At 40.2% G+C, this 25,275-nt stretch carries 30 protein-coding genes and 3 pseudogenes; 6 read left to right on the top strand and 27 right to left on the bottom strand.

Features of this window, described 5'->3' with window-relative positions:
* Positions 1-10: 10 nt before the first annotated feature.
* From ACEWFH_RS05130 to ACEWFH_RS05080, 11 genes are all read right to left on the bottom strand, one after another.
* On the bottom strand, positions 11-829 hold the full coding sequence (locus ACEWFH_RS05130; protein ID WP_473726388.1) for a hypothetical protein: 819 nt from the start codon (positions 827-829) through the stop codon (positions 11-13).
* The gene (locus tag ACEWFH_RS05125) at positions 807-1,418 is read right to left on the bottom strand and encodes a PilN domain-containing protein (RefSeq protein ID WP_473726387.1); all 612 of its coding nucleotides are present in this window, start codon (positions 1,416-1,418) and stop codon (positions 807-809) included. The genes ACEWFH_RS05130 and ACEWFH_RS05125 overlap by 23 nt, the downstream gene beginning before the upstream one ends.
* Positions 1,412-2,395, bottom strand: coding sequence for a type IV pilus biogenesis protein PilM (gene pilM / locus ACEWFH_RS05120; protein WP_473726386.1), 984 nt, complete (start codon positions 2,393-2,395; stop codon positions 1,412-1,414). Before pilM ends, ACEWFH_RS05125 begins: the two co-directional genes overlap by 7 nt.
* 141 nt (positions 2,396-2,536) lie before the next feature.
* A complete protein-coding gene (locus tag ACEWFH_RS05115; RefSeq protein ID WP_473726385.1) occupies positions 2,537-2,971 on the bottom strand; it encodes a type II secretion system protein in 435 nt (144 codons plus the stop codon).
* Positions 2,972-3,001: 30 nt separating this feature from the next.
* The gene (locus ACEWFH_RS05110) at positions 3,002-4,210 is read right to left on the bottom strand and encodes a type II secretion system F family protein (protein WP_473726384.1); all 1,209 of its coding nucleotides are present in this window, start codon (positions 4,208-4,210) and stop codon (positions 3,002-3,004) included.
* 1 nt (position 4,211) lies between these two features.
* Positions 4,212-5,252 (bottom strand): type IV pilus twitching motility protein PilT, encoded by a 1,041-nt coding sequence (locus ACEWFH_RS05105; protein ID WP_473726383.1) that lies wholly within the window; start codon positions 5,250-5,252, stop codon positions 4,212-4,214.
* A gap of 8 nt (positions 5,253-5,260) precedes the next feature.
* The gene (locus tag ACEWFH_RS05100; protein WP_473726382.1) at positions 5,261-6,925 is read right to left on the bottom strand and encodes a GspE/PulE family protein; all 1,665 of its coding nucleotides are present in this window, start codon (positions 6,923-6,925) and stop codon (positions 5,261-5,263) included.
* The gene (locus ACEWFH_RS05095; protein WP_473726381.1) at positions 6,922-8,346 is read right to left on the bottom strand and encodes a VanW family protein; all 1,425 of its coding nucleotides are present in this window, start codon (positions 8,344-8,346) and stop codon (positions 6,922-6,924) included. Before ACEWFH_RS05095 ends, ACEWFH_RS05100 begins: the two co-directional genes overlap by 4 nt.
* Positions 8,347-8,356: 10 nt before the next feature.
* A complete protein-coding gene (locus ACEWFH_RS05090; RefSeq protein WP_473726380.1) occupies positions 8,357-8,569 on the bottom strand; it encodes a hypothetical protein in 213 nt (70 codons plus the stop codon).
* 47 nt (positions 8,570-8,616) lie between these two features.
* Positions 8,617-9,093, bottom strand: a complete 477-nt coding sequence (locus ACEWFH_RS05085) for a PRC-barrel domain-containing protein (RefSeq protein WP_473726379.1) — start codon at positions 9,091-9,093, stop codon at positions 8,617-8,619.
* 47 nt (positions 9,094-9,140) lie between these two features.
* Entirely contained in the window at positions 9,141-10,517 is a 1,377-nt protein-coding gene (locus ACEWFH_RS05080) for a hypothetical protein (RefSeq protein WP_473726378.1), read from the bottom strand.
* A gap of 166 nt (positions 10,518-10,683) precedes the next feature.
* Here ACEWFH_RS05080 and ACEWFH_RS05075 point away from each other — a divergent pair, with 166 nt between their 5' ends.
* Genes ACEWFH_RS05075 through ACEWFH_RS05060 form a run of 4 tightly spaced genes read left to right on the top strand, consistent with a single transcriptional unit; the run spans position 10,684 to position 13,361 of the window.
* Complete coding sequence (locus ACEWFH_RS05075) at positions 10,684-11,112, top strand: type IV pilus modification PilV family protein (RefSeq protein ID WP_473726377.1); 429 nt, start codon at positions 10,684-10,686, stop codon at positions 11,110-11,112.
* Positions 11,102-11,320, top strand: a complete 219-nt coding sequence (locus ACEWFH_RS05070; protein WP_473726376.1) for a PulJ/GspJ family protein — start codon at positions 11,102-11,104, stop codon at positions 11,318-11,320. Before ACEWFH_RS05075 ends, ACEWFH_RS05070 begins: the two co-directional genes overlap by 11 nt.
* Positions 11,272-11,574 carry a hypothetical protein gene (locus tag ACEWFH_RS05065; RefSeq protein ID WP_473726375.1) on the top strand — a complete coding sequence of 101 codons (303 nt, stop codon included), beginning with the start codon at positions 11,272-11,274 and terminating at the stop codon, positions 11,572-11,574. The genes ACEWFH_RS05070 and ACEWFH_RS05065 overlap by 49 nt, the downstream gene beginning before the upstream one ends.
* A 5-nt stretch (positions 11,575-11,579) precedes the next feature.
* Positions 11,580-13,361, top strand: coding sequence for a hypothetical protein (locus tag ACEWFH_RS05060; protein ID WP_473726374.1), 1,782 nt, complete (start codon positions 11,580-11,582; stop codon positions 13,359-13,361).
* 26 nt (positions 13,362-13,387) lie between these two features.
* Here ACEWFH_RS05060 and ACEWFH_RS05055 read toward each other — a convergent pair whose 3' ends face one another.
* The gene (locus ACEWFH_RS05055) at positions 13,388-13,702 is read right to left on the bottom strand and encodes a DUF5658 family protein (protein WP_473726373.1); all 315 of its coding nucleotides are present in this window, start codon (positions 13,700-13,702) and stop codon (positions 13,388-13,390) included.
* 138 nt (positions 13,703-13,840) lie between these two features.
* Here ACEWFH_RS05055 and ACEWFH_RS05050 point away from each other — a divergent pair, with 138 nt between their 5' ends.
* Positions 13,841-14,191 carry a hypothetical protein gene (locus ACEWFH_RS05050; protein ID WP_473726372.1) on the top strand — a complete coding sequence of 117 codons (351 nt, stop codon included), beginning with the start codon at positions 13,841-13,843 and terminating at the stop codon, positions 14,189-14,191.
* Entirely contained in the window at positions 14,173-14,832 is a 660-nt protein-coding gene (locus tag ACEWFH_RS05045) for a hypothetical protein (protein ID WP_473727219.1), read from the top strand. Before ACEWFH_RS05050 ends, ACEWFH_RS05045 begins: the two co-directional genes overlap by 19 nt.
* Here ACEWFH_RS05045 and ACEWFH_RS05040 read toward each other — a convergent pair.
* The 15 genes and pseudogenes from ACEWFH_RS05040 to ACEWFH_RS04970 all read right to left on the bottom strand — a co-directional run bounded on the left by ACEWFH_RS05040 (position 14,803) and on the right by ACEWFH_RS04970 (position 25,124).
* Complete coding sequence (locus tag ACEWFH_RS05040) at positions 14,803-14,979, bottom strand: YjfB family protein (RefSeq protein WP_473726371.1); 177 nt, start codon at positions 14,977-14,979, stop codon at positions 14,803-14,805. The genes ACEWFH_RS05045 and ACEWFH_RS05040 overlap by 30 nt on opposite strands.
* Positions 14,980-15,056: 77 nt before the next feature.
* Positions 15,057-15,173: pseudogene (locus ACEWFH_RS05035) on the bottom strand (flagellin); the annotation flags it as partial.
* A 336-nt stretch (positions 15,174-15,509) separates the two neighbouring features.
* Positions 15,510-16,787 carry a flagellin N-terminal helical domain-containing protein gene (locus tag ACEWFH_RS05030; RefSeq protein ID WP_473726370.1) on the bottom strand — a complete coding sequence of 426 codons (1,278 nt, stop codon included), beginning with the start codon at positions 16,785-16,787 and terminating at the stop codon, positions 15,510-15,512.
* 154 nt (positions 16,788-16,941) lie between these two features.
* On the bottom strand, positions 16,942-17,169 hold the full coding sequence (gene csrA / locus ACEWFH_RS05025; protein WP_473726369.1) for a carbon storage regulator CsrA: 228 nt from the start codon (positions 17,167-17,169) through the stop codon (positions 16,942-16,944).
* A 3-nt stretch (positions 17,170-17,172) separates the two neighbouring features.
* Positions 17,173-17,501 (bottom strand): annotated as a pseudogene (gene fliW, locus ACEWFH_RS05020) (flagellar assembly protein FliW).
* Between the two features lie 141 nt (positions 17,502-17,642).
* A complete protein-coding gene (locus ACEWFH_RS05015) occupies positions 17,643-18,200 on the bottom strand; it encodes a DUF6470 family protein (protein WP_473726368.1) in 558 nt (185 codons plus the stop codon).
* A 60-nt stretch (positions 18,201-18,260) separates the two neighbouring features.
* Positions 18,261-19,166 carry a flagellar hook-associated protein FlgL gene (flgL, locus tag ACEWFH_RS05010; protein ID WP_473726367.1) on the bottom strand — a complete coding sequence of 302 codons (906 nt, stop codon included), beginning with the start codon at positions 19,164-19,166 and terminating at the stop codon, positions 18,261-18,263.
* A gap of 10 nt (positions 19,167-19,176) precedes the next feature.
* Positions 19,177-20,712, bottom strand: coding sequence for a flagellar hook-associated protein FlgK (gene flgK, locus ACEWFH_RS05005; protein WP_473726366.1), 1,536 nt, complete (start codon positions 20,710-20,712; stop codon positions 19,177-19,179).
* Positions 20,713-20,730: 18 nt separating this feature from the next.
* Positions 20,731-21,189, bottom strand: coding sequence for a flagellar protein FlgN (locus ACEWFH_RS05000; protein ID WP_473726365.1), 459 nt, complete (start codon positions 21,187-21,189; stop codon positions 20,731-20,733).
* A 10-nt stretch (positions 21,190-21,199) separates the two neighbouring features.
* Positions 21,200-21,466, bottom strand: coding sequence for a flagellar biosynthesis anti-sigma factor FlgM (flgM, locus tag ACEWFH_RS04995; protein ID WP_473726364.1), 267 nt, complete (start codon positions 21,464-21,466; stop codon positions 21,200-21,202).
* A gap of 86 nt (positions 21,467-21,552) precedes the next feature.
* Entirely contained in the window at positions 21,553-21,948 is a 396-nt protein-coding gene (locus ACEWFH_RS04990) for a TIGR03826 family flagellar region protein (RefSeq protein WP_473726363.1), read from the bottom strand.
* 82 nt (positions 21,949-22,030) lie between these two features.
* On the bottom strand, positions 22,031-22,201 hold the full coding sequence (locus ACEWFH_RS04985) for a ComF family protein (protein ID WP_473726362.1): 171 nt from the start codon (positions 22,199-22,201) through the stop codon (positions 22,031-22,033).
* Between the two features lie 50 nt (positions 22,202-22,251).
* The gene (locus tag ACEWFH_RS04980) at positions 22,252-22,437 is read right to left on the bottom strand and encodes a hypothetical protein (protein WP_473726361.1); all 186 of its coding nucleotides are present in this window, start codon (positions 22,435-22,437) and stop codon (positions 22,252-22,254) included.
* Positions 22,438-22,732: 295 nt separating this feature from the next.
* Positions 22,733-23,794: an ATP-dependent helicase ComFA gene (locus ACEWFH_RS04975; RefSeq protein ID WP_473726360.1), complete on the bottom strand. Its 1,062-nt coding sequence runs from the start codon at positions 23,792-23,794 to the stop codon at positions 22,733-22,735.
* Positions 23,795-24,276: 482 nt separating this feature from the next.
* A pseudogene (locus tag ACEWFH_RS04970) lies at positions 24,277-25,124 on the bottom strand (DegV family protein).
* Positions 25,125-25,275: the final 151 nt, after the last annotated feature.

Raw genomic sequence — 25,275 nt, 5'->3', positions numbered from 1 at the left:
CTTTTCTGCATTAATTTTTTTGAATAAGAGGATTTTCTTTTCCGTTCGGAGCAGGAAATTCTCCTCTAGGAAGGTCTTTTAGGTAATCAGTGAGTTCAGGTAAGTAGTAGGCTGAAATGGTGATTTCGTATTTGAGTTGATTTTTTACGGCGTCCGCTTCGGCCATCTCCAGTTCATCCATCCCTGAAAACGTAATTGCTTCAACGACAAGTACACGTTTCAACTCTTCAACCGTCTTAATAAATTTCAAAATGCCTTCATAATCTTTGGACACCACTGACATTTCAGCTGTTATCTTTTTCACGCCTTGAGGCAAAACTTCCGTTGCAGGCTGCGTTGTTGTTTCACTTGTATCTATATCGTCATCTGCGTTTGAAACGTTCTCTTCCGCAGCTTCGGTAGTAGTAGTGTCTGTACTTTCTGCTTCGGTAGTTTCGCCTTCATTATCTTCAGACGCTGTTTCCTCTGTAGCCTCTTCTTCATCCTCTGAAGCTTCCCCATCGCTAAAGTCCATCGTAAGAATCAAACTGTCTGATAGCACTTCAGCTTTTTCATATTGCAGCATGAGTTGGTCAATGAGGGGTTTAACAGGAACTTCTTCTTGTAAAGCAAAGGTGTTTTCACTATTTTGAGTGGTAACCGTGGCTGGTGTTGCCATATTATCTAAGAATGTTTTTTGCTGCTTCATCTCAGCATCAACAGATTCAATCTGCTGGTGAAGTGGAGATAACAAGCCAAAATAACCATAAATTCCACACATTAAAAATAGAAGGATGACGCCAAATGATGCATAGGATAAAAGTTTTTTATTCTGCGTCATTCTCTTCACCTTTTAACTCCAAAATTTTCTCTTTCTCAAATTCAATTTTGTAAAGACTTCGGTAACGAGGAAGGATGTTTTGCATGGCCGTCATATCCTCGCCTTCATTGATTTCCTCAAAGTTCGTTGTCTCCATTTTTTCAATAGTGGCTGTAGCTAAATAGGGTGAATTCGTTAGTTCATACAAATAATGAGAAGTTTCAGCCAACGTATCAAACTGCGCTTCAATTAGTATCGTTTTCTTATCTTTGTACTCGTATTTCATAAAAAATCCGCGTTCAGGCAGAAGAGCAACAAAGTGCTGAAGAAGATCCGTAGCCGCAATCTTTTTTCCACGAATGTACTCGATCTTCTCGGCGAGCGGTGCCGATTCAACAACTGGTCCTGATTGCTGCTGATTCTTCAACTGCGTTTGTACTAACAGCTTCTCTTGCTCTAACAATCGTTCTTTTTCTTGCAATTCACCTGTACTCACATAATAGTCAAGACCAAGCCACGTACCCGATCCTAAGAGCATGGCTACAGCAACAATTAATAGAATCGTAGTCTTAAATGATTTCTGTTCTTTGACGGGTAAAAGGTTAATGTCGACTAACATAGCTGCACCTCTTTTAAACCAAGTCCTAAAACAACATCAAACTGAGACGGCAGCTGCTGATCAGACTGATCGATGGTAAGTACGGGCACATCCAGTTTGGATGCAAGTCTCTCTTGTATGTAAGCTAATTCTGGGAGTTCGCCCGATAAAATCACTTTTGTAACTCCCTGTTCCCCATGGTTAATTGTGAACTTGTAATAGTTTACGATCCGTTCAATTTCAACAAGTTTATCTTCAATTAATCCGTGCACGTACCCGGAGTCACCTTGCCAAATAATCTTCTGAATACCTGTGGAATGCTGTTTAAAGTTCCAGCTTTTATAATCCGTTTCCATCTTTAAATGATTAAAGAAATAAGGCTTATGGTGATGAAAGATACTTAACTGCACAGCTGGTATGTCAAACTGTAAACAGAGCGTGTGATCTTCTTCTGACACGAGATTTTTCATAAAAATAAGCCGGTAAAGAGCAACACAAGAAGCATCAGCAACAACAGGTTTTAACTTTGCATCTGTGAGCAAAGATGAATAATCATGTACCATCTTTTCAGAGGCAGCGAAAAGGAGAATCTCTCGCTTTTCCATATCCGAGTCAAGCAAAACATAATCAAAGACAGGGTCTTCAAAAGGAAGATGAATGGTATTCCCTAGCTCCATGTAAAGATAGCCTTTGATTTCTTCATCTTTATGATTAGTGGGAATCTGATGTTTACGAATGACAAGCTTGCTGTCTGGGATTAGAAATTGAACTTCACGTCCCTTTATGCTCCAGTCGTCTACACACTCTTCTATTATATTGAGAAGGGTTTCGCGGTCGGTGATAATGCCATCTTGGATGAGTCCTTCTGGTAAATAGCGTTCTCCAGAGCTTCTCACGTCTAGTTCCTCGGGCTGGCGATAGTCCAAATAGCGGATGACGTGGTCTTGGAGTATTAAGTTAATTCTTTTTTTGTTGAATAATCCTAAACCAAACCTCATGTGACCACCCTGCCTATATCTACATATTTCCAATTTTTTTGAATTTAGCAATTCCTTTTACCATTTCAAGTATAAGCAGTGAAATCGTAAAAAGAATTATTAGTAATCCCCCACCTAAAAGTGAGGGACTATTTTTAAAACTTATTCTCCAGCTTCTCCACCAAGAAATGCTGTTATTTCTTCTTCAGTAATTATTTCATCATCACCTTCAGGATCTATAACATCTGCAGCTTCATGGTCATTAAGACTATATACCCCGTCTTCACCATCAGTTTCTTCAAGAGTTACTGTCCAATCGTTTTCGGAGTCAACACTACTCAAGTATGGTTCAAGGTTTTCTTCATTCCAAACCCCACCTGCAGGTACTGGCTCAGATGCATGTGCTAATTTAGCTGCATTAATAATTTGAGAGGCTTCTGTTACTGTTGCTTTATCTCGGGTATTACCGATAATTCCCCCAATACTCACCACAGCAATTGCTGCAATAATCCCTAAAATAACGATAACTACTAGCAATTCAATCAGCGTCAAGCCTTCTTCATTCTTCGCATACTTTTTTAATAGTTTGTTTAACATTCTTCTCTTACTCCCCTTTATATTGTTTTATTAACCAATTGTCTTATAGATTTCAAACATCGGCACCATAACAGAAACGACAATCGTACCAACCACAGAGGCTAGAAACACAATCATCAATGGTTCAATCATTGCTTTTAATCTGTCAGTCCCAGTTTCTACCTCTTTTTCATAAAACTCAGCTATTTTTGCAAGCATTTCATCTAAAGATCCAGTTTCTTCTCCTATAGAAATCATCTGAATCACAAGCGGCGGAAAGATCCAATGCTTCTTCATCGGCTCTGTTAACCGCTGTCCCGTTTCAAGTGAACTGCGAGACTCGCGAATAACCTTCGCCACCACCTCGTTCTCCACTACCTTCTCCACAATGGACAAAGACTGCAAAATTGGAACTGAGCTAGAGAACAAGGAACTCAATGTCCTCGTCATTCGTGCCAAAGCTGACTTTTGAAGCAGTTTGCCGAATACGGGTACTTTTAAAATCACATAATCAAAGTAATACCGACTGGATTTATTTTTGCGAATAATCAAGAGTGCTAGATAGAGTAGTACAAAAAGCGCAATCAAAAGCCACCAGAATTCTTGCATAAAGTCGCTGGCTCCCAAAACAAATCTCGTGATACCTGGCAGCTCTCCTCCTGCGTCTTGCAGCATGGCCGCAAACGTCGGCACGACCTTTGCAAGCAGGAAGATGACAACAAACACCGCCACCACTCCGACAATCATCGGATACATCATAGCTGAAATGATTTTTTGCTTCGTATAATGCTGTTTTTCAAAATAAGTAGCGAGCTGGTCGAGCGTGTCGTCCAAACTACCACCTGCTTCCCCTGCGGACACCATATTGATGACCATCGGAGGAAAAACATTTCGGTGCCGGCTCATTGCACTAGATAAAGGATTTCCTTGACGAAGCTCCTCCTCCACATCAGCTAACACCTTTTGCAACGCTTTACTTTCTGTTTGAGCGGACAAAATGTTTGTGGAATCAACGACAGATACACCTGCTCTCAGCAATGTCGCAAACTGTCTTAGGAAAATAACAAACTGCTGCGACTTTACAGGACTGCCTAACGAAATTTCTTTGTTAAACAGGGTTTGTTTCATCTCTTGCACTTCTGTGACCGCGATTCCTTTTTCTTTTAACTTTAGAACCGCTTCACGTTTTGAAAGTCCAAGTACAGAACCTGTTCGTTTCTTCCCGCTTTTGTCACGGCCCACATAACTAAACTGTGCCATCTTAGCCTCCCTTCTCCAGGAGATATGGCTCCACGAACTCTCTTGAAACTTCATTTCGTTCAAGAGCTTCCTTGGCCGACATTTCAAACGTATGCATCCCAGCGTTCTTGCTTGTCTGCATCACACTATGAATCTGGTGTATCTTTTCATTGCGGATCAGGTTCGCAACAGCAGGCGTGTTCACTAATACTTCAGTAATCGCCTTTCGTCCTTTCCCATCAATGGTCGGAAGCAGCCTTTGCGACATGACTCCCACTAAAACAGAGGCTAATTGAATCCGAATCTGGCCTTGTTGTTCTGGCGGAAATACATCGACAATCCGATCAATCGTTGACGATGCATTTGTCGTATGTAGTGTACCTAAAACAAGGTGACCCGTTTCCGCAGCTGTAATGGCGGTCGCAATGGTTTCCAGATCCCGCATTTCCCCTAGTAAAATTACATCAGGATCCTGGCGGAGTGCTGCGCGAAGACCGTTTGCAAAATTATTGGTATCAAACCCAATTTCGCGCTGGTCAATCACGCACGTTCGATGGCGATGCAAGTACTCAATCGGGTCCTCTAACGTAATGATGTGCCGGCTCATAGTCCGGTTCATAAAATCGATCATCGAGGCAAGAGTCGTCGACTTTCCGCTGCCAGTAGGTCCTGTGACTAACACGAGACCCTGGTGTTTTCCTGCCATCTTTCTCACACTTTCGGGAAGCGCCAAATCCTCCATGCTAGGAATGGACGTAGGAATGATTCGAAAAGCAAGACTGACACAAGAACGCTGGCGATACGCATTCACCCGGAATCGAGACAACCCTTGGATGCCATAAGAGATATCAATTTCTCCTACTTCTTCAAACTCTGGGTAATATTTTTCATCAATCACGATTTGCGCCACTTGGAGCGTGTCTTCAGGTTTTAAAGACTCACTTCCGTAACGTTTCAGTCCTCCATTGATTCGAAAAACAGGAGGCATGCCAACGGACAGGTGAACATCTGACGCTTTTAATTGAAAAGCCGCTCGAAGCCATTGTTCCAATTTCTCTTTCATGTTTGCACCTACTCGTTGATTGCTACACGCAAGACTTCTTCAGTCGTCGTTAAGCCCTGTTTTACTTTTAAGAAACCGTCATCAATCAAGAAAATGGTTCCGTTTTTCATCGCATAATCTCGTAACTCAATAATGGGGCGGTTGTTCATGATCAGCTGACGAATATGTTCATCAATCACTAAAACTTCATGAAGCGCAAGGCGTCCTTTATAGCCTGTACTGTTGCACATGCCGCAGCCTTTACCCCGCGAAACAGCTTCAATCTTGATGCCTCGTTTGGCAAAAATCTCTTTTTCCCGTTCTGTTGCTTTAAACGTTTGTTTACAATCCCGGCAAACCCGCCGAACCAAACGCTGAGCGATAACGCCAGAAAGTGAAGCTGCTACTAAAAACGGTTCCACACCCATATCCGTCAATCGGGCAATCGTACCGATCGAGTCGTTCGTATGAAGCGTACTTAAAACCAAGTGACCGGTTAAAGACGCACGAACTGCAATCTCAGCCGTTTCTGTATCACGAATTTCCCCAATCATGACGATGTCTGGATCTTGACGAAGTATGGACCGCAGCCCGCTCGCAAACGTCAGTCCAACGTTTGCATTCACTTGAATCTGGTTGATGCCGCCGAGCTGATACTCAACAGGATCTTCAATCGTAACAAGGTTCACTTCTTCTGTGTTCAGCTTGTTAAGCGCTGCGTACAACGTTGAAGATTTCCCTGACCCTGTAGGTCCCGTGATTAAGATAATGCCGTTCGGCTGTTTAATGAGATTCGAAAACCGCTGCATGTTCAGTTTATTAAATCCAAGATTCTCTAAGTGGTTCAATGAACTTCCAAGGTCAAGGATACGCAAAACGATTTTTTCACCATAAATAGCTGGCAACGTCGAAACACGCAGATCCACCGGATGCATATCAAGCGTCATCTTAATCCGGCCATCCTGAGGCAATCGGCTTTCGGTAATGTTTAAGTTCGCCATGATCTTGATACGCGCGGTCAGCATGTTTTGCATATGCTTTGGCAGACTTCGTTCGGTCTTCAGCATCCCGTCAATTCGGTACCGTACAACGAGTTTTGTTTCATGCGGATCAAAGTGAATATCACTCGCTTTTTGCTGAACCCCTTGCTGAATAATCTGGTTGACGAGCTTGACGATGGGTGAATCCTCTTCTGTCATCCGGCTGTCATCTTTTAGGGACGCACCTTGCGGAATTAAGTCTAGAAACTCTTCCATTGAGTCATCGATATCGTAAAACTTGTTGTGAGCGCGTATGATATCGTCTTTTGCAGAGATCGCGCGTTCAATCTGGAAACCGGTAGTCAGGCGCAGATCATCGATTACGGTAAAATCCATCGGATCTGCCATGGCAACGAAAAGCTTGTCCCCTTCTTTTTTTACCGGCATCAGAAAATGCCTGCGCGCAAACTCTCTTGGCACGATTGCTACCGCCTGTTCGTCGATCGGATAACGGTACAAACTGATATGCGGAATGCCAAGCTGGAACTCCAATACTTCAATCAGCTGCTGTTCGGTCAGCAATCCTTTTTCAATGAGCGCATCCCCGAGCTTTTGGTTGCTGCGTTTTTCTTTCAACGTTTGCTGAAGAACCTCATCAGAAATCAAGCCAGACTCTACTAACAAATCTCCGAGACGCTTTTTAGGGACAATCATTGCGCATCACCATCGCTCTCTTTTTCAGGACTACTCGTTGTTGTTTCCTTCCCTTTTTGAGGAACAGGCATTTGCGGTATCGGTTTGTCACTCGGGTCAGTACCAGGAATACCTGGCGTCACAGGAACAGTTGGCAACGGATTAGCCGGATCCGGATTGTACGGGTACGGATATGGATAAGGATATGGATAAGGATATGGGTACGGATACGGCATGACAGGTGTACCCTCTTCTGGCGCCGTTTCAGCCGTTTCTTCTTCCTCAACCGGATAGCCTCTTTCTTCAATGCGATGCTTCGGCGGATAAAAGTCTTCTGCTAACTTTTCAGATGCGACTTCTTCCCCACCTGATCCAAACGATTTCCGGGTGACAGTAGCCAGATAACCTTCGCTGCCTCCGCTGACCGTAACCGCGCTAAAAATGGACGCAAGCTGATCATTAAAATGGATAATGGTTTTCGGTTTAAAAACTTCTTTGTCTACTTTAACCATATACGTATAAGGTAATGGCACCCCAACAATTGAGACCGTTAAGTTATTGTCCGTCACGAGAAAGTTCAATTTATATGAAGAAGCGTTAGGATTCATAAAAGCAAGGTCCATATCTGCGGGCTTCACATATGCCTCATACCCGAGCACAGCATAATCCGGCAGTTCTCTTGAGGTATGGCGTTCGACAATCGTAAAGTTTGTCTTTTGAACCGCCGTATAAATCCCACTTGCCAGCACATTCAAATCAATGGAGTCTTGCGCCGTCAAACTAACATTCTCAATGGCTCCTATAAGAGAAAACAACTCACCCGCTTTAATCTCATAGCCTTCAAGACCCTTCACCCAATCTACTAACAAGACGTGTTCACCCGGCAGTTTGACTGTGCTTTCACTCACTACTTCCTCAGCTTGTCCAAACGTGGTGAGAAATTTATTTATCGGCACTTCTATATCCGATGTTTGAAGTGCTGAACCCATTTTTTTTAAGTGAGCATGTAGCATATCTTCATCCAGTAACTCATCAAGCCCTGGAACTTGAAGCTGTTTAAGGGACTGCTGAACACCTTCTTTGTTTACTGAAACAAGAAGTGGACTTGAATTTCCTGATAGGTTTTGTAAACTATCTTCCGTCTGAAACTGCCACACTTCAGGCGATAGTTTCACTTTTTTATCGTTATAAACAAGGTACACAGGATGTTCATTCTGCCACTTGGAGACTTTATCGTTTACGAGCGTAATGGCGTCGGATTTCACAACACCTTCTAATGGTATGGAAGCTAAAACGACCCCCTCACCATACATGTCTTCTACGAAAAAATTAGAGTATACCTTTGTCCCTAGGTTACTAACAAGGAATAGAAAGAGAGCTGCAAGGCTAAGGGATGCAAAGATCGCAAGAAAATTTTTATAGTTGAATTCTCTTTTAGCCATCGCTTTTTCTTTAGCCTACAACGTTCATGGATAGCTCAGCTAATACAGCTGGACCTTTTTCTTGAGCTCTCCTAACATCCTCTTTCTTTAAAGTCGTTCCGTTTGGAAACAACAGCTCACCATTTCTTTCAAAGATATCTTTTGTTGTCGTTCTACCTGTAAGCAGTGTTAATTGTTTTTCCTGAAACTCAGACAGTTCTTGTGTTTCTTCTGGTTGTTCCACAGTTGCGGCAACTTCATTCAAATCGCCTAGCAGCAATTCCGCTTTATCTAAAAATTCAATTGCGCTTCTTCTTTTATAACGATTAAATCACGGCCATATGTAATGAGCTGTTCTGAAGAGAGAATCACTTTTTTAGAACTGAAAGTAAGTTCAAGTCCAAGAATGGCACCTGTATCTTCATTAATGAAAAACTCAGTCGCTTCTCCCACAAGCTGACCTTTACGATCGATCAACTTAGCTCCTACAACAGTAATTTTCTTTTGTACCAGTTCGTTCGCGATCGGAATTTCCGTTAAATCAAAGATAGAAGTACTGTCTTCAATCATGACTGCAAACTCCCCAACACCCACGATCTTTTTAAACGGAACAGCACGTACGCTAATCTGCCAATCCGCATGTTCAATCGTTAGAAAATCAACCATACCTTCTTTCGGATTTACAACTAACGACTTTACATGTCCAACTTCTGCTCCATCCGCAATACTAATAATAGGCAGACCAACAAATTGATTACTCTTTTTCATAACACTCACCCAGTCCTTTATGTTTAAAATGATATGTTGTAATAAAGTTATTGTTTTACAAGGAAAATATCTTTGTACCTTTGAAGCTCTTCTGCGATTACTGGATACTGACTTAATCTCTCTTCCATCGCCTCTAGTAAGTGATCAACTCTAGCATATTCATTTGATGTTGCATAAGAATCTAGCAAAAGCTTTGAAAACAGATAATAGTCTTTGTCTGATAAAGATTGGTTTAATAAGGTCCTTGCCATCTCTTGATAGGAATCATGATCGTTGCGCTCTTGATAAGAAGACAACGTGCTTAACAACATGTCTTGCATGTCACCTTCCATATCAGGTACAGATGGTTCAACCATTACTTCTTCTTCCTGGTCAACAACGTCTGTTTCAAACTCATCATGTATGAATAAGCGTTCAACCTCATTTACTTCTTCATGTCCTGCATCCATTTCTTCAACTAGTTCTACTCCATTTTCAAGGATTTTTTCTTCACTTGTCTTTTCTACCGATTCTTCAATTGCATCTGACTCTGTTCCAAACTGCTCTGATTCTTCTACTATGAGGATTTCTTCTAAGATGATAGGTTCATCTATGGTGTGGACTTCTTCTGTGGCTGGTAATTCTTCCTCTTCGTTTTGCAATTCCTCTATCATTTCTGCAACTTCTTTAGTCGGAATGATATCTTGCTCTTGAGGTAATTCCTCCAGCATTTCTGCCCCATCTAGTTCTTCTAATAAAACAGATCGCTGTAAAAGAGTCCCATCTTCTTCTATATCGGTGGCCGAAGCTATTTCCGCAACATTTTCTTCATATATTTCTCTTTCTTCCGTTAAGAAAGCAAACTCATCATCTGTGAGCTCAGCAAGCCGATCGCTAAGATCTAATTCCTGAACAGATTCAGCCATCTCTATTTCTACATTTCTTTCTACGATCTCTTCTAATTCCATATCTAAAAGATCAATTACATCTAGTGATTCAAAAGCTTTCTCTGAAGCCGGTTCTTCATTTGTAGAATTCAAAACGACTTCTTGATCTGCAATTTCCTCTAATGTGGGTAATTCCTCTAGTGTAACAGCACTCTCTAAATCAAGAACTTCGGCGTTTACATCTAGAGTTTCGGATTCCTTCTCACCCAACGATTCTTCTTCTGTAAACGAAAGTACGATTTCCGTTTGTCCAGCAGTTGCTGGCACCAAATTCATTCTTTTTTCTGCAACATATGAAGCTACAAATGCGATGGCCATGATTGCAGCAAGTGCTAGTCCATACGACAATTTGTCTAATACAAATAAGCCACCTAAAGCTAGCAAGAACGCCAGTCCAAGCAGCGTCATCTTTAACTTCAATGGAATGTTTGGCGGATAAAAATACAGCACCGTCCCTACAATTAATGTGAATAGCAACAAAACAAAAAATTGTATCAATGACCTCTCCCCAATTCCAATATTAGCTAATTAAACCTATAATACTACAAATTTACTAAAAAACATCCAAAAATATCAAACTTTTCTAAAATATATTGTATAATTAAGTAGAAATATAGAGATTTTATAGTACTTTGGTACTGATAATTACAGGAGGAAACGTGCGATGTTATCTGAAAAAGGTTTTTCACTCATAGAAGTACTGATTTCGCTTACCATCCTCTCTGTTTCAGTGATTGGTATTTCGCAATTTTTTAACCAAGCTAACCAAATATCCGCTGGAAACAATAACAAACTTGTTGCTACGAACTTGGCGAGAATGACGCTGGAACGTTTACAGAATGACTATGCTGCTTATGAGATCAAAGCTGCCCCTAAAACGTATGAAAGTAGCCAGTGTACTACATCGACTTGTAGAGATTTGTATGAAACGCTGATCAACAACAACACATACGAAACAAAAATTATTGTAAAATCACAAAAAGGTGAAGAATCCTCTATTAAACTATTTCCTGTCAAAGTGACCATTCAATATACGAGCAATCAAAAAGTTCAAGTCACATCGGTAGAGGGGTATGTGAAAAATGTTAAATAACATACGAAATCAAAAAGGCCTTACCCTAATTGAATCACTCCTCTCCCTCGTTCTTTTTTCTATTATCGGTACCGTTGTTTATTTTGTTTTGCTTAGCGGACTCAATACTGAAAAAAAATTTATAATGAAACACTCATTCGTGATGAAGCCGATCTTGTTATGTCACAAATTATTGATGCCCTCTATACCGCACCCGCTACAAAAGTAAAAGATGCTTCAACAGGCACACAAAGTCTGCTTGTCTACGAAATGAATAGCACCACTTCTAAAACAGTTGGCTTTACCAACCATGTACCTGTCATAAACGGTCAGTCCATCAGCTCCAGTGATTACGACTTTAAGGATTCATCTATTGTAAAAGTAGGGAAAAGCGTGAAGATCATTTTAAACGTAAAAAGTAACAAAAATGAAAAAGCCAAGCCGCTATCATTACAAAGCCAATTCGGACTTTTGGAGGAGTAGTAGAAATGAAGAATCTTTTATCTGAAAGAGGAAATACACTGATCATTGTTCTTTTGATGATTGTCATTTTTACAGTAGCCGGGCTTTCCTTGATCTCCACTACCTTCAACGGCGTAAAGAAGACAGGCGCACGAGAAACACAAATTCAGTCAGTCGAGCTTGCTGAAAAAGGCATTGACTACTTATCCACTCTGCTTGAAACGAAAACGCAGCCATTAGCCGGATTGCCAGCAAGAGACTTTAATGATTCCCTACACAACATTATTAAAAATTACAAAGTAGCAGATGTGAACGCCCCTTTTTTATCTACCGCTACTCTTTCTGATGATGCAGACGGCAAACTACAAGTCAAAATTTATAATCTGCAAAAAGTAACGTCAGATCCTGATGACTTGAGCCAGACGATGACCTTACATAGCCAAGCAACTGTAAATGGTAAAACCAAAACATTAATCTCAAACATACACTTAGGGGCAAAACAAGTACCCGAAGCATTAAACTATGCACTCGGAGCCTACAACCCCTGTAAAGGAAGAGATGGGTGTACAGAGCGCGACGATGACGGAAACATGTTTTTGCACGGCGGCGTTGCCATAAAAGGTGATCTCTATGTAGAACGAAATTTGATTACAAAGAACAAAGGAATTGTAGGAACTGACAACGACTGGATCTCGTCAGATCTGCCAAGTGTTGAAGGAGAAAATGGAAAAAAAGCGAATTTAATTCTTCCAGGTAGTCTTTATAAGATGACGGCTGATGTAAAATATAGCGACCACATAAAAGAAAAGGACTTTAACAACAAAACACCTTACCAGAGTGTGAACAAAGAAAATGTTCGTGATGCCTTCACTTCTTTTACGGAGGTTAATAAAGAATATGTTCCGACTGTGGATACACGGAATCCGAGTTTTGCTCCGATTGATATTGAGGGGGAGCGCAGTCAATATTACTTTCCTGAGTTCGGTAACTCTTTTCCTGTTACAAACGTTAAGGACGGGAATTTTAACAACAATCCACATAAAGATCACATTAGGGATCAATATGCCTCCTCAAATGTACATGTAGATTCGAAAAATGATATCAAGTTTAATGGAAGCTTTGTCTTTAATCGATTTAGCTCTAGAACATATGCTGAAAATAGAGACATTACCATTAGGAACGGAAAAGATGGATGGAGTAAACTAACGTTTAAGCAAGGTGCGTACTTCGGAGGAAATGTTGTGATTGGGGATAAAAGTATCAATCATTATAATTACAACAACTATGAACAGTTTGAAATTGATGGTCCAATCTTTGTGGATGGAGATTTAACCATTTGGGGTTCTCATATAAAGTTCAACTCAACCGTTTATGTTACGGGAAAAACGACCATCCGCTATTCTCGATTGCAAGGCGTTCAGAATAACAACAACGAGAAGTCACTCGTGCTTTTTGGTAAAGGCTCCATTTTAATTGCTAATAACAACGTTTACGGAGATGAGGCAAATATTATTCGGGGCTTCTTTTATTCAGAAGACTTGATGGAGATTTACGGTGTTGGGTCGAACGTAGAAATTCAGGGTGGTGTTTTTGGGAGAAAAGTAGTTCTTAACGCAACTCGCGGGAAAGTGAGGACAAATAACGGTGTGAATGGAACGTATGTCTTTGAATCAGGACAGACTCAGATGTCACCCACCAAGTCTCGATTAAAAATCATTTATAACCCAGAATTGATAATGAATCCACCGGAAGGATTACCAACCGTTAGAGATTTATCTGTTTCCCAACTGGATCGACAACTGCAATGAAGCCTCCCCCATCGGGGGGTTTTTGTTTATTTCACAAGCCACACATTAATAATTACATGCCATGAGATTACAACTATATAAACAAGCAAAGCGATGTTCAGCAGAACCTGGACTCTTCTCTTCAAAGGTATAAACCCGATCGCAATAATCAGGTAGGTAAAAAAGAATTTAACGAGGAGAAAGATGACAGGATCATATTCATACAAACCACGCATTATAGGGTTGAGTTCTTTTCCGCCTTTTTGTAGCAGTTGATGAGTGAACAAAGCATCTGCCGCATTTAAAATACCTAAACACAAACAAACCCATAGATGCTTTTGTATCCGGAACACTCGATCCATCTCTGCTCACTCCTCTCTCTAAATGAAGTATACCCATAAGTAGAGAGAAAGTTTACTAGAAATGTGTTGCAAAAAGCGACAGGTGGAGTCGAAATCTAGTAAAATTCAAATAAGGAAAATGGTAAATAGGAGGCTTTTATGGAGTTAGAATTAGTAGATAAATTAAATAAGCTACTTCCCTCCTCAGTCATTTCAATGTTGATAGGTAAGTTATTAGGTGATGCAAATTTAAGCATTGAGAAAAACAAACGCCCAAGATTACGTTTTTCACACAAAGTACAAGATCGAGAATGGTGCCAATACTCCAGAGACCAATTAGCTGACCACATTTCCTTACCACCTATCAAATATCGGAAAGTTAAAGACATTCGACTTACTAGTGGATATAGTGAACTCTATTACGCTCAATCCCACACCCATTCAGCCTTAGATATCCTTAGACATTTTGGTATCCACATGGAGTTAAAACCATACCTTTCCCCTTATTAATAAAACATTTCACAAGAATTTCGTTAGCTTGGTGGTTTATGGATGATGGCCACTTGAAAATAGTGAATGACAAGCCCTCTAAGATTTTCTTGTCTACAGAATCGTTTACCTCCGACGAATTAGATCAATTACGCGCTCTATTATATTACAAATTTCATTTAGAGTTTAGAATGGATAAATCAAAGCGTTTAGTCATGTCTAACAAGTTACAGATTCACTACTTTTTAAAACTTGTACAGCCTTACCTAGTTAGTTGTATGTATCGAAAAACATTTTCAAAAAGTTCAATTTGCTATGTTACGAGTGCGAAGAGAACTACAATTTACCTTCCCATAAAACTAACCTCTCCAACTAAGCAAATTAATGATGCCTTATCCCACTTAAAAGAAAAGTTAGATATTCTGAGTGACGAAACAAAATATATTGATTTGTACTGTTCAGTAATAAAGGACCTGAATATAAGAAAACACACTAACATTAGTTATCAAGTTACCTTACATTCCAACTTCATTAATGACATTATGAAATGTAGTACCATAACGGGGATGAAAATAAGTGAAATCGTCCACTGGTGTTTTTTAAATAAAAAAGACCTCTATGAAGAGATCTTTTTACAGTTTCAAATCGATTTTGCTGCCTAAGTGCGGCAAGACAGATTGTTCAAGCATCTTCGTAAAGTTCGCACTGTTTTGCTGAGCATTATTCATAGCCATTTTCATTACAGAAATATTTGCTTGCTGCTGAACTTGTGATTGATTCATCATTATAGATAGAGCGGAAATGTCCATGGAAAACCTCTTATCTGAACTTTATTAGTTAAAAAGAGACCTTAGATGATCTAAGATCTCTTTTCTTATAGTTTAAATTAACGAAGAAGTTGAAGAACTCCTTGTGGTTGTTGGTTCGCTTGCGCCAACATAGCTTGTGCTGCTTGAGAAAGAATAGAATTCTTTGTTTGGTTCATCATTTCTTTCGCCATCGTGCGAACATTTACTTTCATAAATGACCAGACTATATCTTCACCCTCTATTTAGTAGGGGTCGGGCACTTCGGATTGACAATGCTGATGTACATTGTTTCACCTACGGATTTCATCACCATAGCTTTAGCCTTAGATGGTCTATCCTAGTCGTTGAACCTTCTCCACTTTTTCAAGACAGGAGCTTGGCTGCTGATTACCCAATCTTCTCTTTTTCAAGCCTTCACGCTTGTCGTTTCCAACTACGTTGTGGCAAGAAAAGCTCTAAGGGTTTTCCAGCAATTCACCCGATAATAATCGCTAGCCGTTACCAGCCAGGACGACTGTGCTTGTCACTGCTTATGCAGCTGAAGCATAATCTACGTCACGGATACGTGATTCCGCAGCAGTTAGGTTTTCAGCAGATGTACCTAGATTGTTGATTGTGTGCTCAAGACGGTTTTGATTAGCACCTAATTTTGCACGTTCTTCAGAAACAGTCTTTATTGCGGTATCAATAGTAGAAATTGCAGATTCTGCGCCTGATTGTGTAGAAATGTCAACTCCATTTACCCCAATTGCAGCTGCTCTCATATCTGCGATAGTTAAAGAAGTAGTTTGAGTTTCATTTGCACCAATTTGGAAACGAAGACCTTCGCCAGAAACAGCAATATCTGTAGTATTATTAGTTAATGTTTTATCAACGGTTAATTCTAAACCACCAATTTTCACTTTTCCATCAGTAGTAACTTCTCCTGTTAATGAAGCTACAGTATTTCCATTACTATCTGCTAATGAATAATCTGCTGTTTCTCCAATTTTGAAAGTTGCAGTACCATTTCCGGTAATGTCACTACCTGTAATAGTTATTTCATCTCCGCCACTTAAAGTAAATACTACGTTACCTGATAGATCATCATCAGCTACAGTCGCTACAATTGCACCATTTGAGTCTAAGAGAGTTACATCCTTATTACCAGATGTAGCACCATCTTCCACTCTAATAGAATACTTATCACCTAAATTAAAATCTCCATTACTTGTAGTTGATAAGCTGATTTTTGCTGATGAATCTAACCCAGTACCACCTGCATTTACATCAGTAGCAGATTCATCCGCATTAGCTACTGTTAATTGATATGAATCTTGTACCATAAAGTTAGTAACCTTGGCACCCTGAATTACAGCGCTATTGTTTGAGATTTCAGAAGCTTGATTTTGTTCTCCATTCAATAACTTTTTTGTATTAAACTCAGTAGTACTTCCGATTCTATCAAGCTCAGAAACAAGTTGCTTAACTTCTGCTTGAAGAGCATCTCGGTCTTCATTAGTTTGAGTTCCGTTTGAAGCCTGAACTGATAATTCACGCATACGCTGTAAAATAGAATGTGTCTCGTTTAATGCGCCTTCAGCTGTCTGAATTAATGAAATAGAATCTTGTGCGTTTGTTGACGCTTGCTCTAGACCGCGAATTTGCCCACGCATTTTTTCGGATATTGCTAATCCAGCAGCATCATCACCCGCACGGTTAATACGAAGACCTGATGATAATTTCTCCATTGATTTCATTTGACCATTATTAGCTGCGCCTAACTGACGATAAGTGTTAAGAGCCGCAATATTGTGATTAATTCTCATTTCATTTTCCTCCTTGAATGTGTTCCGCCCACGTCCTTGTGGTTGGTTGGATGTGTTTTATTCTTGGGAACTTACAGACTTTTACGGCCGTTAAAAGTACTGCTTGTTCCTACATTCGTTATATCGGAGTAATTAGAAACATCTTTAATGGGTTTTACGTGTTTTTTAACTTTTTTAATGCTTGGAATGTGTTAAGTGAAGTGCTTGCTGCTTGGTTGTTCTCTTGTTGGATAGAAAGAAAGACTTCTTTACGATGAATCTCTATATGTTTGGGAGCCGAAATTCCTAATTTTACTTGATCTCCATCAATGGATAGTACTGTCAGTTCAATATCTTCACCGATCTTAATCGCCTCTTGTAACTTCCGGGTTAATACAAGCATTCCCTAATCCTCCTGTCCGACAATGCTAGATTCTAATAATTCATGTCTTGTTTGGTATTTGTTATCCGATAGTACCATTTGCTTTGCGAGATTTTCTTTAACATTAATGACTACAGGTGCTTGAAGGTTACCCGTCGATTTTTCTAATGGTTCTTGAATCGTTAAGATGACCTGAACCAACACATCAGATTCTTCTTTTATTTGTAATTGTTTTTGTACCGATTCTACTAATTCAAAATCATAATCCTTAAAGAATAAAAATGGATTTGTTGTAAAAAAGCTAATTCTTTTGTAGTCACCGATTGCAGGGTTGAAAATGGAGTCCCTTCCATTGGCAGAAGAACAAATTGTTTTTCGTCTTCAAAACCAGGTAAACCTTGTTCAAAATGTAAAATATCCTCTTCAGATATCTCTATTGTTTCTTCAAATTTTGTATGAAGTATCATCGCAATCATCCTTTACTTTTTGTCTTCTTATGTCGTCCAGTTTATTGTTAAAGAAGGCATTTGTTCCATACTAACGTTTACCTTACCAGGCGTGTACTGATGAAGTGGTCTATTAATCTTAACATCGATTTCTGGTTTGTGAGTCTTCCAATTTAATTGCACTTCACTCGGTAGATAGTTAATTTTCACACTGTTGGCTCTGGGAATAAAACCGATGTTAAATTCATACATCGGACTTTCACTATTCATTTTTGCGTGGTCAGCAATTGGTGTGCCACCGTTCTCTACTTTCATTAAATCATCGCCTTCTTGAGACATTCGAGCTAGACCAGATAGCCAATCTTCATAACCTCTTTGTGCAAACTCTTCAATCCTCCGTGAGATGTGTTTTAAATCCATATCTGCCCAAGCTTCAGTTTGATCAATGGTCAACTGACTCGGTGTTCGATTAACTTCCAATTCCGCTTTTGGCTGTTTGATTTGCAGATCGGCAGGGGCTTGTTGTATTTCTTGTAAAGGCTGCTGTATGTCTAGTCCTATTCTAGTATTTGTGGATTCTAGTCTAAGTTGAGGAACATTCATCATAAATCCCTCCAAAAGGTTTTTATTGCAAGAAAAGAGCTATCACAAGGATAGCTCTAAGTTTTATCGTAAAAAGTCCATTAATGTTGGCTGCATGATTCGTGACCCTACACCAAGTGCAGCACGATGAAGTGATTCTTGCATCTTCAAATCTGTAATCACTCGCTCAATATCTGCGTCCTCATTGTCTGAGAGAATGCGGTTCGCAATAACTTCTTGCTCACTCACACGTGCATCAATCAGTTCAACACGATTATAACGAGCACCTAACTCCGCACGCTCGGCTACTAAGTTATCAATGTGTGAATCTAGTTTATCTAAGAAACCGTCAATTGGCTCATTTGATTTCCCTTCTAGCGCCTTCTTCAATTCGTTGATATCCCCAAACAAACCACCCTCTGGAGGACCAGCGTCATGAGAAAACACGTTAACAGGATTAATGTTTACAGCAATCTCAATTCCTTGAGAAAGTTCCAATTTAACGGAGTTCGTGTTATTAGATACAGGTAATTCTCCAGCTGGTCTATTAAAATCTACAGGTTTATTCGTCGTATCATTTCCATTAAAGATATACTTCCCTGCTACTTGCGTGTTTGCAATAGAAACCAAGTGCTCATTCAACTGGTCGATTTCTCGTCCAATCATTTCACGTTGAGATCCTTCATATGTTCCGTTACTTGCCTGTACAGTTAGTTCACGAATACGCTGCATCGCACTTGTTGCTTTATCAAGGGCAGCATCGCTGTTTTCCATCCAGTTGTAAGCTTCAGACAAGTTACGCTTATATTGCTCAACTTCTGTTAAGTTCGTTCGGTACGTCATGCCCTTCATGGCAACGACTGGATCATCCGATGGACGACTGATTTTCTTGCCTGTTGTCAGCTGTTCTTGTGTCTTCGCCATACTTTCGTAGCTTTGGCTGATATGTCTCAGCATATTATTGGATAACATGGATTGCGTGACTCGCATTGTTAACTACCTACCTTCCGCCGACGCCTAAGCCATTAATAATTTTATCTAGCATTTCATCAATTACCGTTATATTTCTAGCAGATGCGTTATAAGCATGCTGAAATTGAATCATATTCGTCATTTCTTCATCTAAGGAAACTGCGCTGACAGATAAGCGTCGTTGTTGAACGGAGTCCGTTAACACAGAAGAGTTGTTTGTTAAACGAACGGCTTGCTGGGCATCAACGGCCATTTTACCAATTGCCCCTTCGTAAAAGCTTTGTAAAGATGACTTACTGCCCGGAAAATCTAGAGGCGCATTTTTCACATCTGCTAAAAGTAAGGCGTTGCTGCCGTCTCCACCGAATGAGTCGGTTGCTGCAGCAATGTTATCAAGCTCATCCATATCATCGTGAAGTTCAAGCAACTTTGCCGCACCTTTTGGATTAGCTGGGTCAATTGTTCCATTAAAATCAAAAAATTCATATCCTGCATGAGCACCTGCCTCGATCTCAGATAAACTCCACCCAGTTGAATGAACTTCATTAAATTTAGTCGCAAACTGATACGTCATCTGATCCAAGTTTGTAAGCATGTCTGGATAGATTCCCTTTACAGAGCCTGAATCGTTATAACCGAAGGACTCTATCAAACCTTTTAGTTTCCCGCCTGCAAACTTACTCACATCAATTGTCGTACCATTTACTTCAACACCGTTCGCTAACCCATTACCACCCGCTGCATCGTCATATTGAATTGACAAGTGATTAACGGTTCCGGTTGCAGAATCTACTAAAGTAAATTCATTTCCATCTTTATCTTTCATCTTAATATCATACAGTCCAGCAGCTAATGGGTCGGGTTTACCGCCGCTTGGTTTTGTTGAAACTTCCACATTTAGTAGCGTGGAAAGACGATCTACTAAATTGTCTCTCTCATCATATAAGGTGTTTGGCAGATAACCATGAGGCTCAACTTCACTGATCTGCTTATTAATGCTTTGAATATCGTCCAATAAAGCATTAATTTCTGTCGTTGTTATATTAGCTTGTGACTTCATATCTCCTTGAATAGAGGTTAAAGAGTTTGCTAGATAATTAAACGTTTCTGCTACTGCCAAACCACGTTGGCGAACGACCGAACGTGCACCTGAGTCTTCTGGGTTTACGGATAGATCTTGCAGAGACTGCCAAAAGCGGTCAAGTGTCTTTGCTAAGCCATTGTCAGAGGGTTCGTTCATAATGTCTTCCATCTTCTCTAACGCTTCACTTCTCGCATCCCAATAACCCAGTTTGTTATTTTCTCCTCGAAACTGTGTATCAAGAAATCCTTCCCGAACGCGCTGTACAGATCCTGCTGCTACACCTGTACCCATCTGTCCTGGGATTTGCGGACGGTTCATGCTTGCAGCGGGATACGCTTCTGTCTGAACAAAGTTCACTCTTTGACGGCTATACCCAGGAGTATTCGCATTTGCAATATTATGACCTGTCGTTTGAAGTGCCGTTTGTTGTGTAAACATTCCTCGACGGGCTGTTTCTAATCCATGAAAGGTTGAGCGCATTGTAATTCCTCCGTAGGTTTAAGCTTTTGAATCAAAAAGTGAAGCTGCGTTATTGCTATAAGGATTTGTTTTTGTTTGATTGTACGTTACCGGTTCGCTTTGAGGCTGCACCATGCTAAGTGACATATTCACGTATTGCAGAGATTGCTCTAGCAGCTCCTGATTGAGTTGGTTTCTGCTTTTCAACGCTTCATACATCTCAATAAGTCTGTTTTGAAGAACCAGTAACCTTTCTTTTTCGGGTTCTTCTGCTTGCTCTAAAACGTCACCTAAAGTCACATTCGCAAACTTTAGCATTCTTTCTTTTTCGATGATCTGCAGCTTCTTTACGTGCAGATCTTCATCTTTTAATAAAACATCCAGTGCCTTCATATCTCCTGATTTAAGCACTTCTGTTTTGCGTTCTCCTAAAGCCAGGAGATCTTCATGTGATTTAAACAAACGTTCAAGTAGTGATGTCATTTGTGCTGTTTCCATGGGGTTCTCCTTACGCCTTATTGTAGTAACTGATGATGGATGCAGCAGTTTTTGAAACATTCACTTTATACGTTCCGCTATCCACTTGTTGTTTAATTTCGTTTACTTTATCCGTTCGGTCTTGTTCATATTTAGAAGAGGATAGTAATTTCTTTGCTTCATCTGAAATTTGAATCTCGTCTTTTTTGTATGCAGCCTTAACATGATTATCCTTCATATGGGGCACCTGTGTTTTGTATGGGTTGTTTTGAATAGAGTTAAAATGATTGATTCGCATATTAGTCACCTCATTAGGTACTGTTTATTCTTAACTTTTATATCGGCTATCTCGAATAAATCTTTAAAGAATGAAAAGAAATTAGGTTAATTGTCATCCGTATGGTAAGAAGGTAATGCTTCTTCTTGTTTTCTTTTAATAAAGTCCTCGATGGAAAGATCTGATTTCAGTTTGTCCTTGCACGTTTGGCAGAGCCTGCCATCATTAATGGGGTTCTGACATCCATCACAAGGGTACGTAAAGTTCGGATAGCCCTTCACCCGAATTCTGCCTTGATGAATGAAGTAGATGATTTTATTTTCCGATACCGTTGTCGCTTCACTTACGTCAATGATTGTAGCGTTTCGGTTTTCACTTCTTCTAATATAACGGTAAACCTTGTCATATTCCTGTTCTTCTTCTCGAAAACATACATCGCACTGTTCACGAATGTATTTCACAAAAAGTCTCCCGCACTGCGGACAGTTCAATAAATTGTCCATTACGTATTCCGCTCCTTAACAACTCTATCTTCTACTTATATCGGAACACGATATGCAGGTTTTAACAGGTCATTCGTTTTATTTATCTTGCTAGTGTAATGGATGTGACTTTTATTGCCCCAGCTTCCAACAGGACTTTCGCCGCATATCGCAGCGTGCTCCCTGTTGTGTAAACATCATCAACTATAATAACTTCCTGACCTCTTATTTTTTCTGAATCTATGATTTCAAATGGATTCTCTTTTTGCTTCATTCTTTCTTCACGTGTCTTCTTACTTTGTTTCTCTTCATGTGTTTTTCTTTTTAGAATAAGTGCTGGTTGTGCCGAAACATCGCCAAAAGTTCTGCTTGGTTAAATCCTCTTTCAGAATGTCTTTCATCGCTTAAAGGGATCGGTATGACGAGTGCGTTTCGGGAAATCTTCCTGAATGTTGTTTTAGCGACAGGGTAGAATGCTTTAACTAGTTCAGCGTCTCCACGATACTTCAATTTCGCAATAACCTCTTTTAGAAAATCGTTATAGACATAAAGTGACCGATTTTGTTGTAGAACGCCGCTCCATGTTGCGTCTTCCTCCCACCGAATGCAGTCAAAGCAACAGTCACCCTGTCGATATTGCTCGGGAAATAATGAAAACCCACGACCACATATTCTACAAATCTCCCTTTTATCAACTCTAATTTCCCTTGGCAGATCTCGCATAGTAAAGGTGGCGAGGTTAAGCCGAACAAATTCGCCCAAGACCATGGCTCTGAATAAGTTACATGGCAATACAAGCAATGACTCATAATCCAGCCTCCTTGTTCATGTCTTTAATATGCTTGATAGCTCTCACCATACTTAACGATTTCCCGTAGTGAAAAAGGAGTACCTGCCCATCGTGATCGTCTTTACTTCTGCCTGCTCTTCCAGCGATTTGAACGAGAGCACTCTCAGAAAACACATCATGATCAGCACCAAATACGGACACATCTAAAAAAGGAACCGTAACTCCACGCTCCAAAATAGTAGTTGTTATCAAAATTTGTATCTCTTTTTGGCGGAATTGTTCTACTTTCTCTTTTCGTAGCGGATCTTCTGCATGAACACTCACTACCTGAACTGATACATGTTTTTTTATGATGTCAGCGACTTTATTGAGAATAGAAACTGATGGGACAAATATCATTGCACGTCGCCCACTATCTGCTTGTTTCTTCACCCACGTCTGAAAAGCAGCCGGTAATCTCCCAGCTAAAATACGCTTACTCCACTCTCCGCTCCATATCATCTCTGGAACTGGGAGCGGGTAACCGTGAAACCGCTGTGGTATTTTCACACAAGAAAGCTGGCCTAGTTTTGCTGCTTTTTTCATTGTTTGAGAAGGTGTTGCGGATAAGTATAAAGTGAAGTGCTCAGGAGTAACGGCACGAGAAACCGCATGCTGAAGGGTTTTATCGTAGGAATATGGAAAGGCATCGACTTCATCGACAATCATGATGTTAAACGCTTGTTTAAATCTGTATAGCTGGTGAGTAGTTGATATGACAAGTTGTGCAGGTATTTCCCTCTCATCTGATCCGCCATAATAACTGGCCACCAGCGTTTCAGGGAATACAGTTTTTAGACGTGGAGCCAGTTCCAACACCACATCTGTTCGAGGTGTTGCGATGCAAACTCGAAGCCCTAACTTTAATGCTTTTTCAATCCCCTTAAAAAGAACTTCTGTTTTCCCCGCTCCACACACAGCCCAGATCAAAAGTTCACCCTCACCATCAACATCATCAACAAACCTTTCTGACGCAACTTGCTGTCCACTAGATAATTCGCCATTCCACAAAAGATTATTTTCTTCAGACCAATGCACTTTAGGTCCGCTCCACGACAACAAAGGCGTACACATACTCACCCTGCCCATCATGATACAGTTCCGGCAATACACACATGTGTCACTTTTACATCGAAAACAAGAAAACGAAGCGAACAAGTGGCTTTTCTCATTCCCACACCGGCTGCACATATAACCAAATTTGGTTTGACCCACACCTACAGAGTAATTCAAATACCCATTCTCATAGTGCTCATGAATTTTTTTCAATGTAAAAGGAAGTTCATCAAAAGAAGTGACTTACCATGAAGGATTTTCTGAAGGTTTTCATCATACTGAAATGAAGGATTCAAGGGTGGCTGCTCAACTACTGGAAGTTTATTAAAGGGAGCTGCTTTTAAACTGGAGTCATTCACAAGGGGTTCAGGGGCAATGGTTAAACGATCGTTTAAAAAAGGGAGACAAACCTCATTGTTTTGTCTCCCGGTGATTTAGAGATTCCATTTTCATCTCTCCAATAGTTATTCTTTTATCCACGTAATTCCGAGCGATCCCTCACCTAGGTGAGTACCGATTACTGGGCCGAAGTAGCTAACCCAAACGTCTGCGTTCACAAACTTCTCACGCAGCTCTTCTGCAATCTCAACCGCTTCATCTTCTCGCTTGGCATGAATCACACTTATTTTCACGTTATCATCTGACTTTACATCTTCATCCATGATGTCGAAAATTCGCTTTAACGCTTTTTTCTTTGTACGCACTTTTTCAAATGGAACGATTTTTTTATCTTCAAAATGAAGAATCGGTTTGATCTGAAGCAGATTACCTACAAAAAGCTGCGCCGTATTCAAACGTCCTCCTCTATGCAGGTGGTTCAAGTCATCCACCATGAAGTACGCAGGAATTCCGTTCGTTTTCATCTGTAATAGGTGGTTCATAATGTCATACCCATTTGCGCCCTCACTCGCTAGCTCTGCTGCCTTTAGGACATAGAAAGCTTGTGGTGAACAGCTGATTTCGGAATCAAACACATGAAGTTTGATTCCTTCTACCATCTCTCCTGCTGCCACCGCACTTTGATACGTGCCACTAATGCCACTCGATAACGTAATCATGATTGCTTCATCATAATTCTTTGAAAGCTCTTCTAATAGTTCTACGAGTTCCCCAATCGCTGGCTGTGATGTTTTTGGAAGAGTTTCCTCTTTACTTACCATATCGTAAAAATCATCTGCTTTAATTTCAGCTTCTTCTTTGTATGTTTCATTGTCGAAAACCACGTTGAGCGGAATCATTACAATATTTTTTCGTTGCGGATATGTTCGGGTATGTATGAAGTACTGTCTGTAATGACGGCTACCTTGCTCATATTTTTAGTCCTCTCTTATGCAAAAATCTTAAGTATTTATCTCCTCTAACAGTGTACACCATCAGAAAAACTAATTCACTAAATTCAGTTTTTATTAATCTAACTATTCGCCTTTTCCTGTTACTTTCCTTTAAGAGAATTCTTTACGGTT

This window comes from Fictibacillus sp. EA-CB0309 (assembly GCF_055814265.1).
This window is presented reverse-complemented; position numbering and strand designations above follow the sequence as displayed.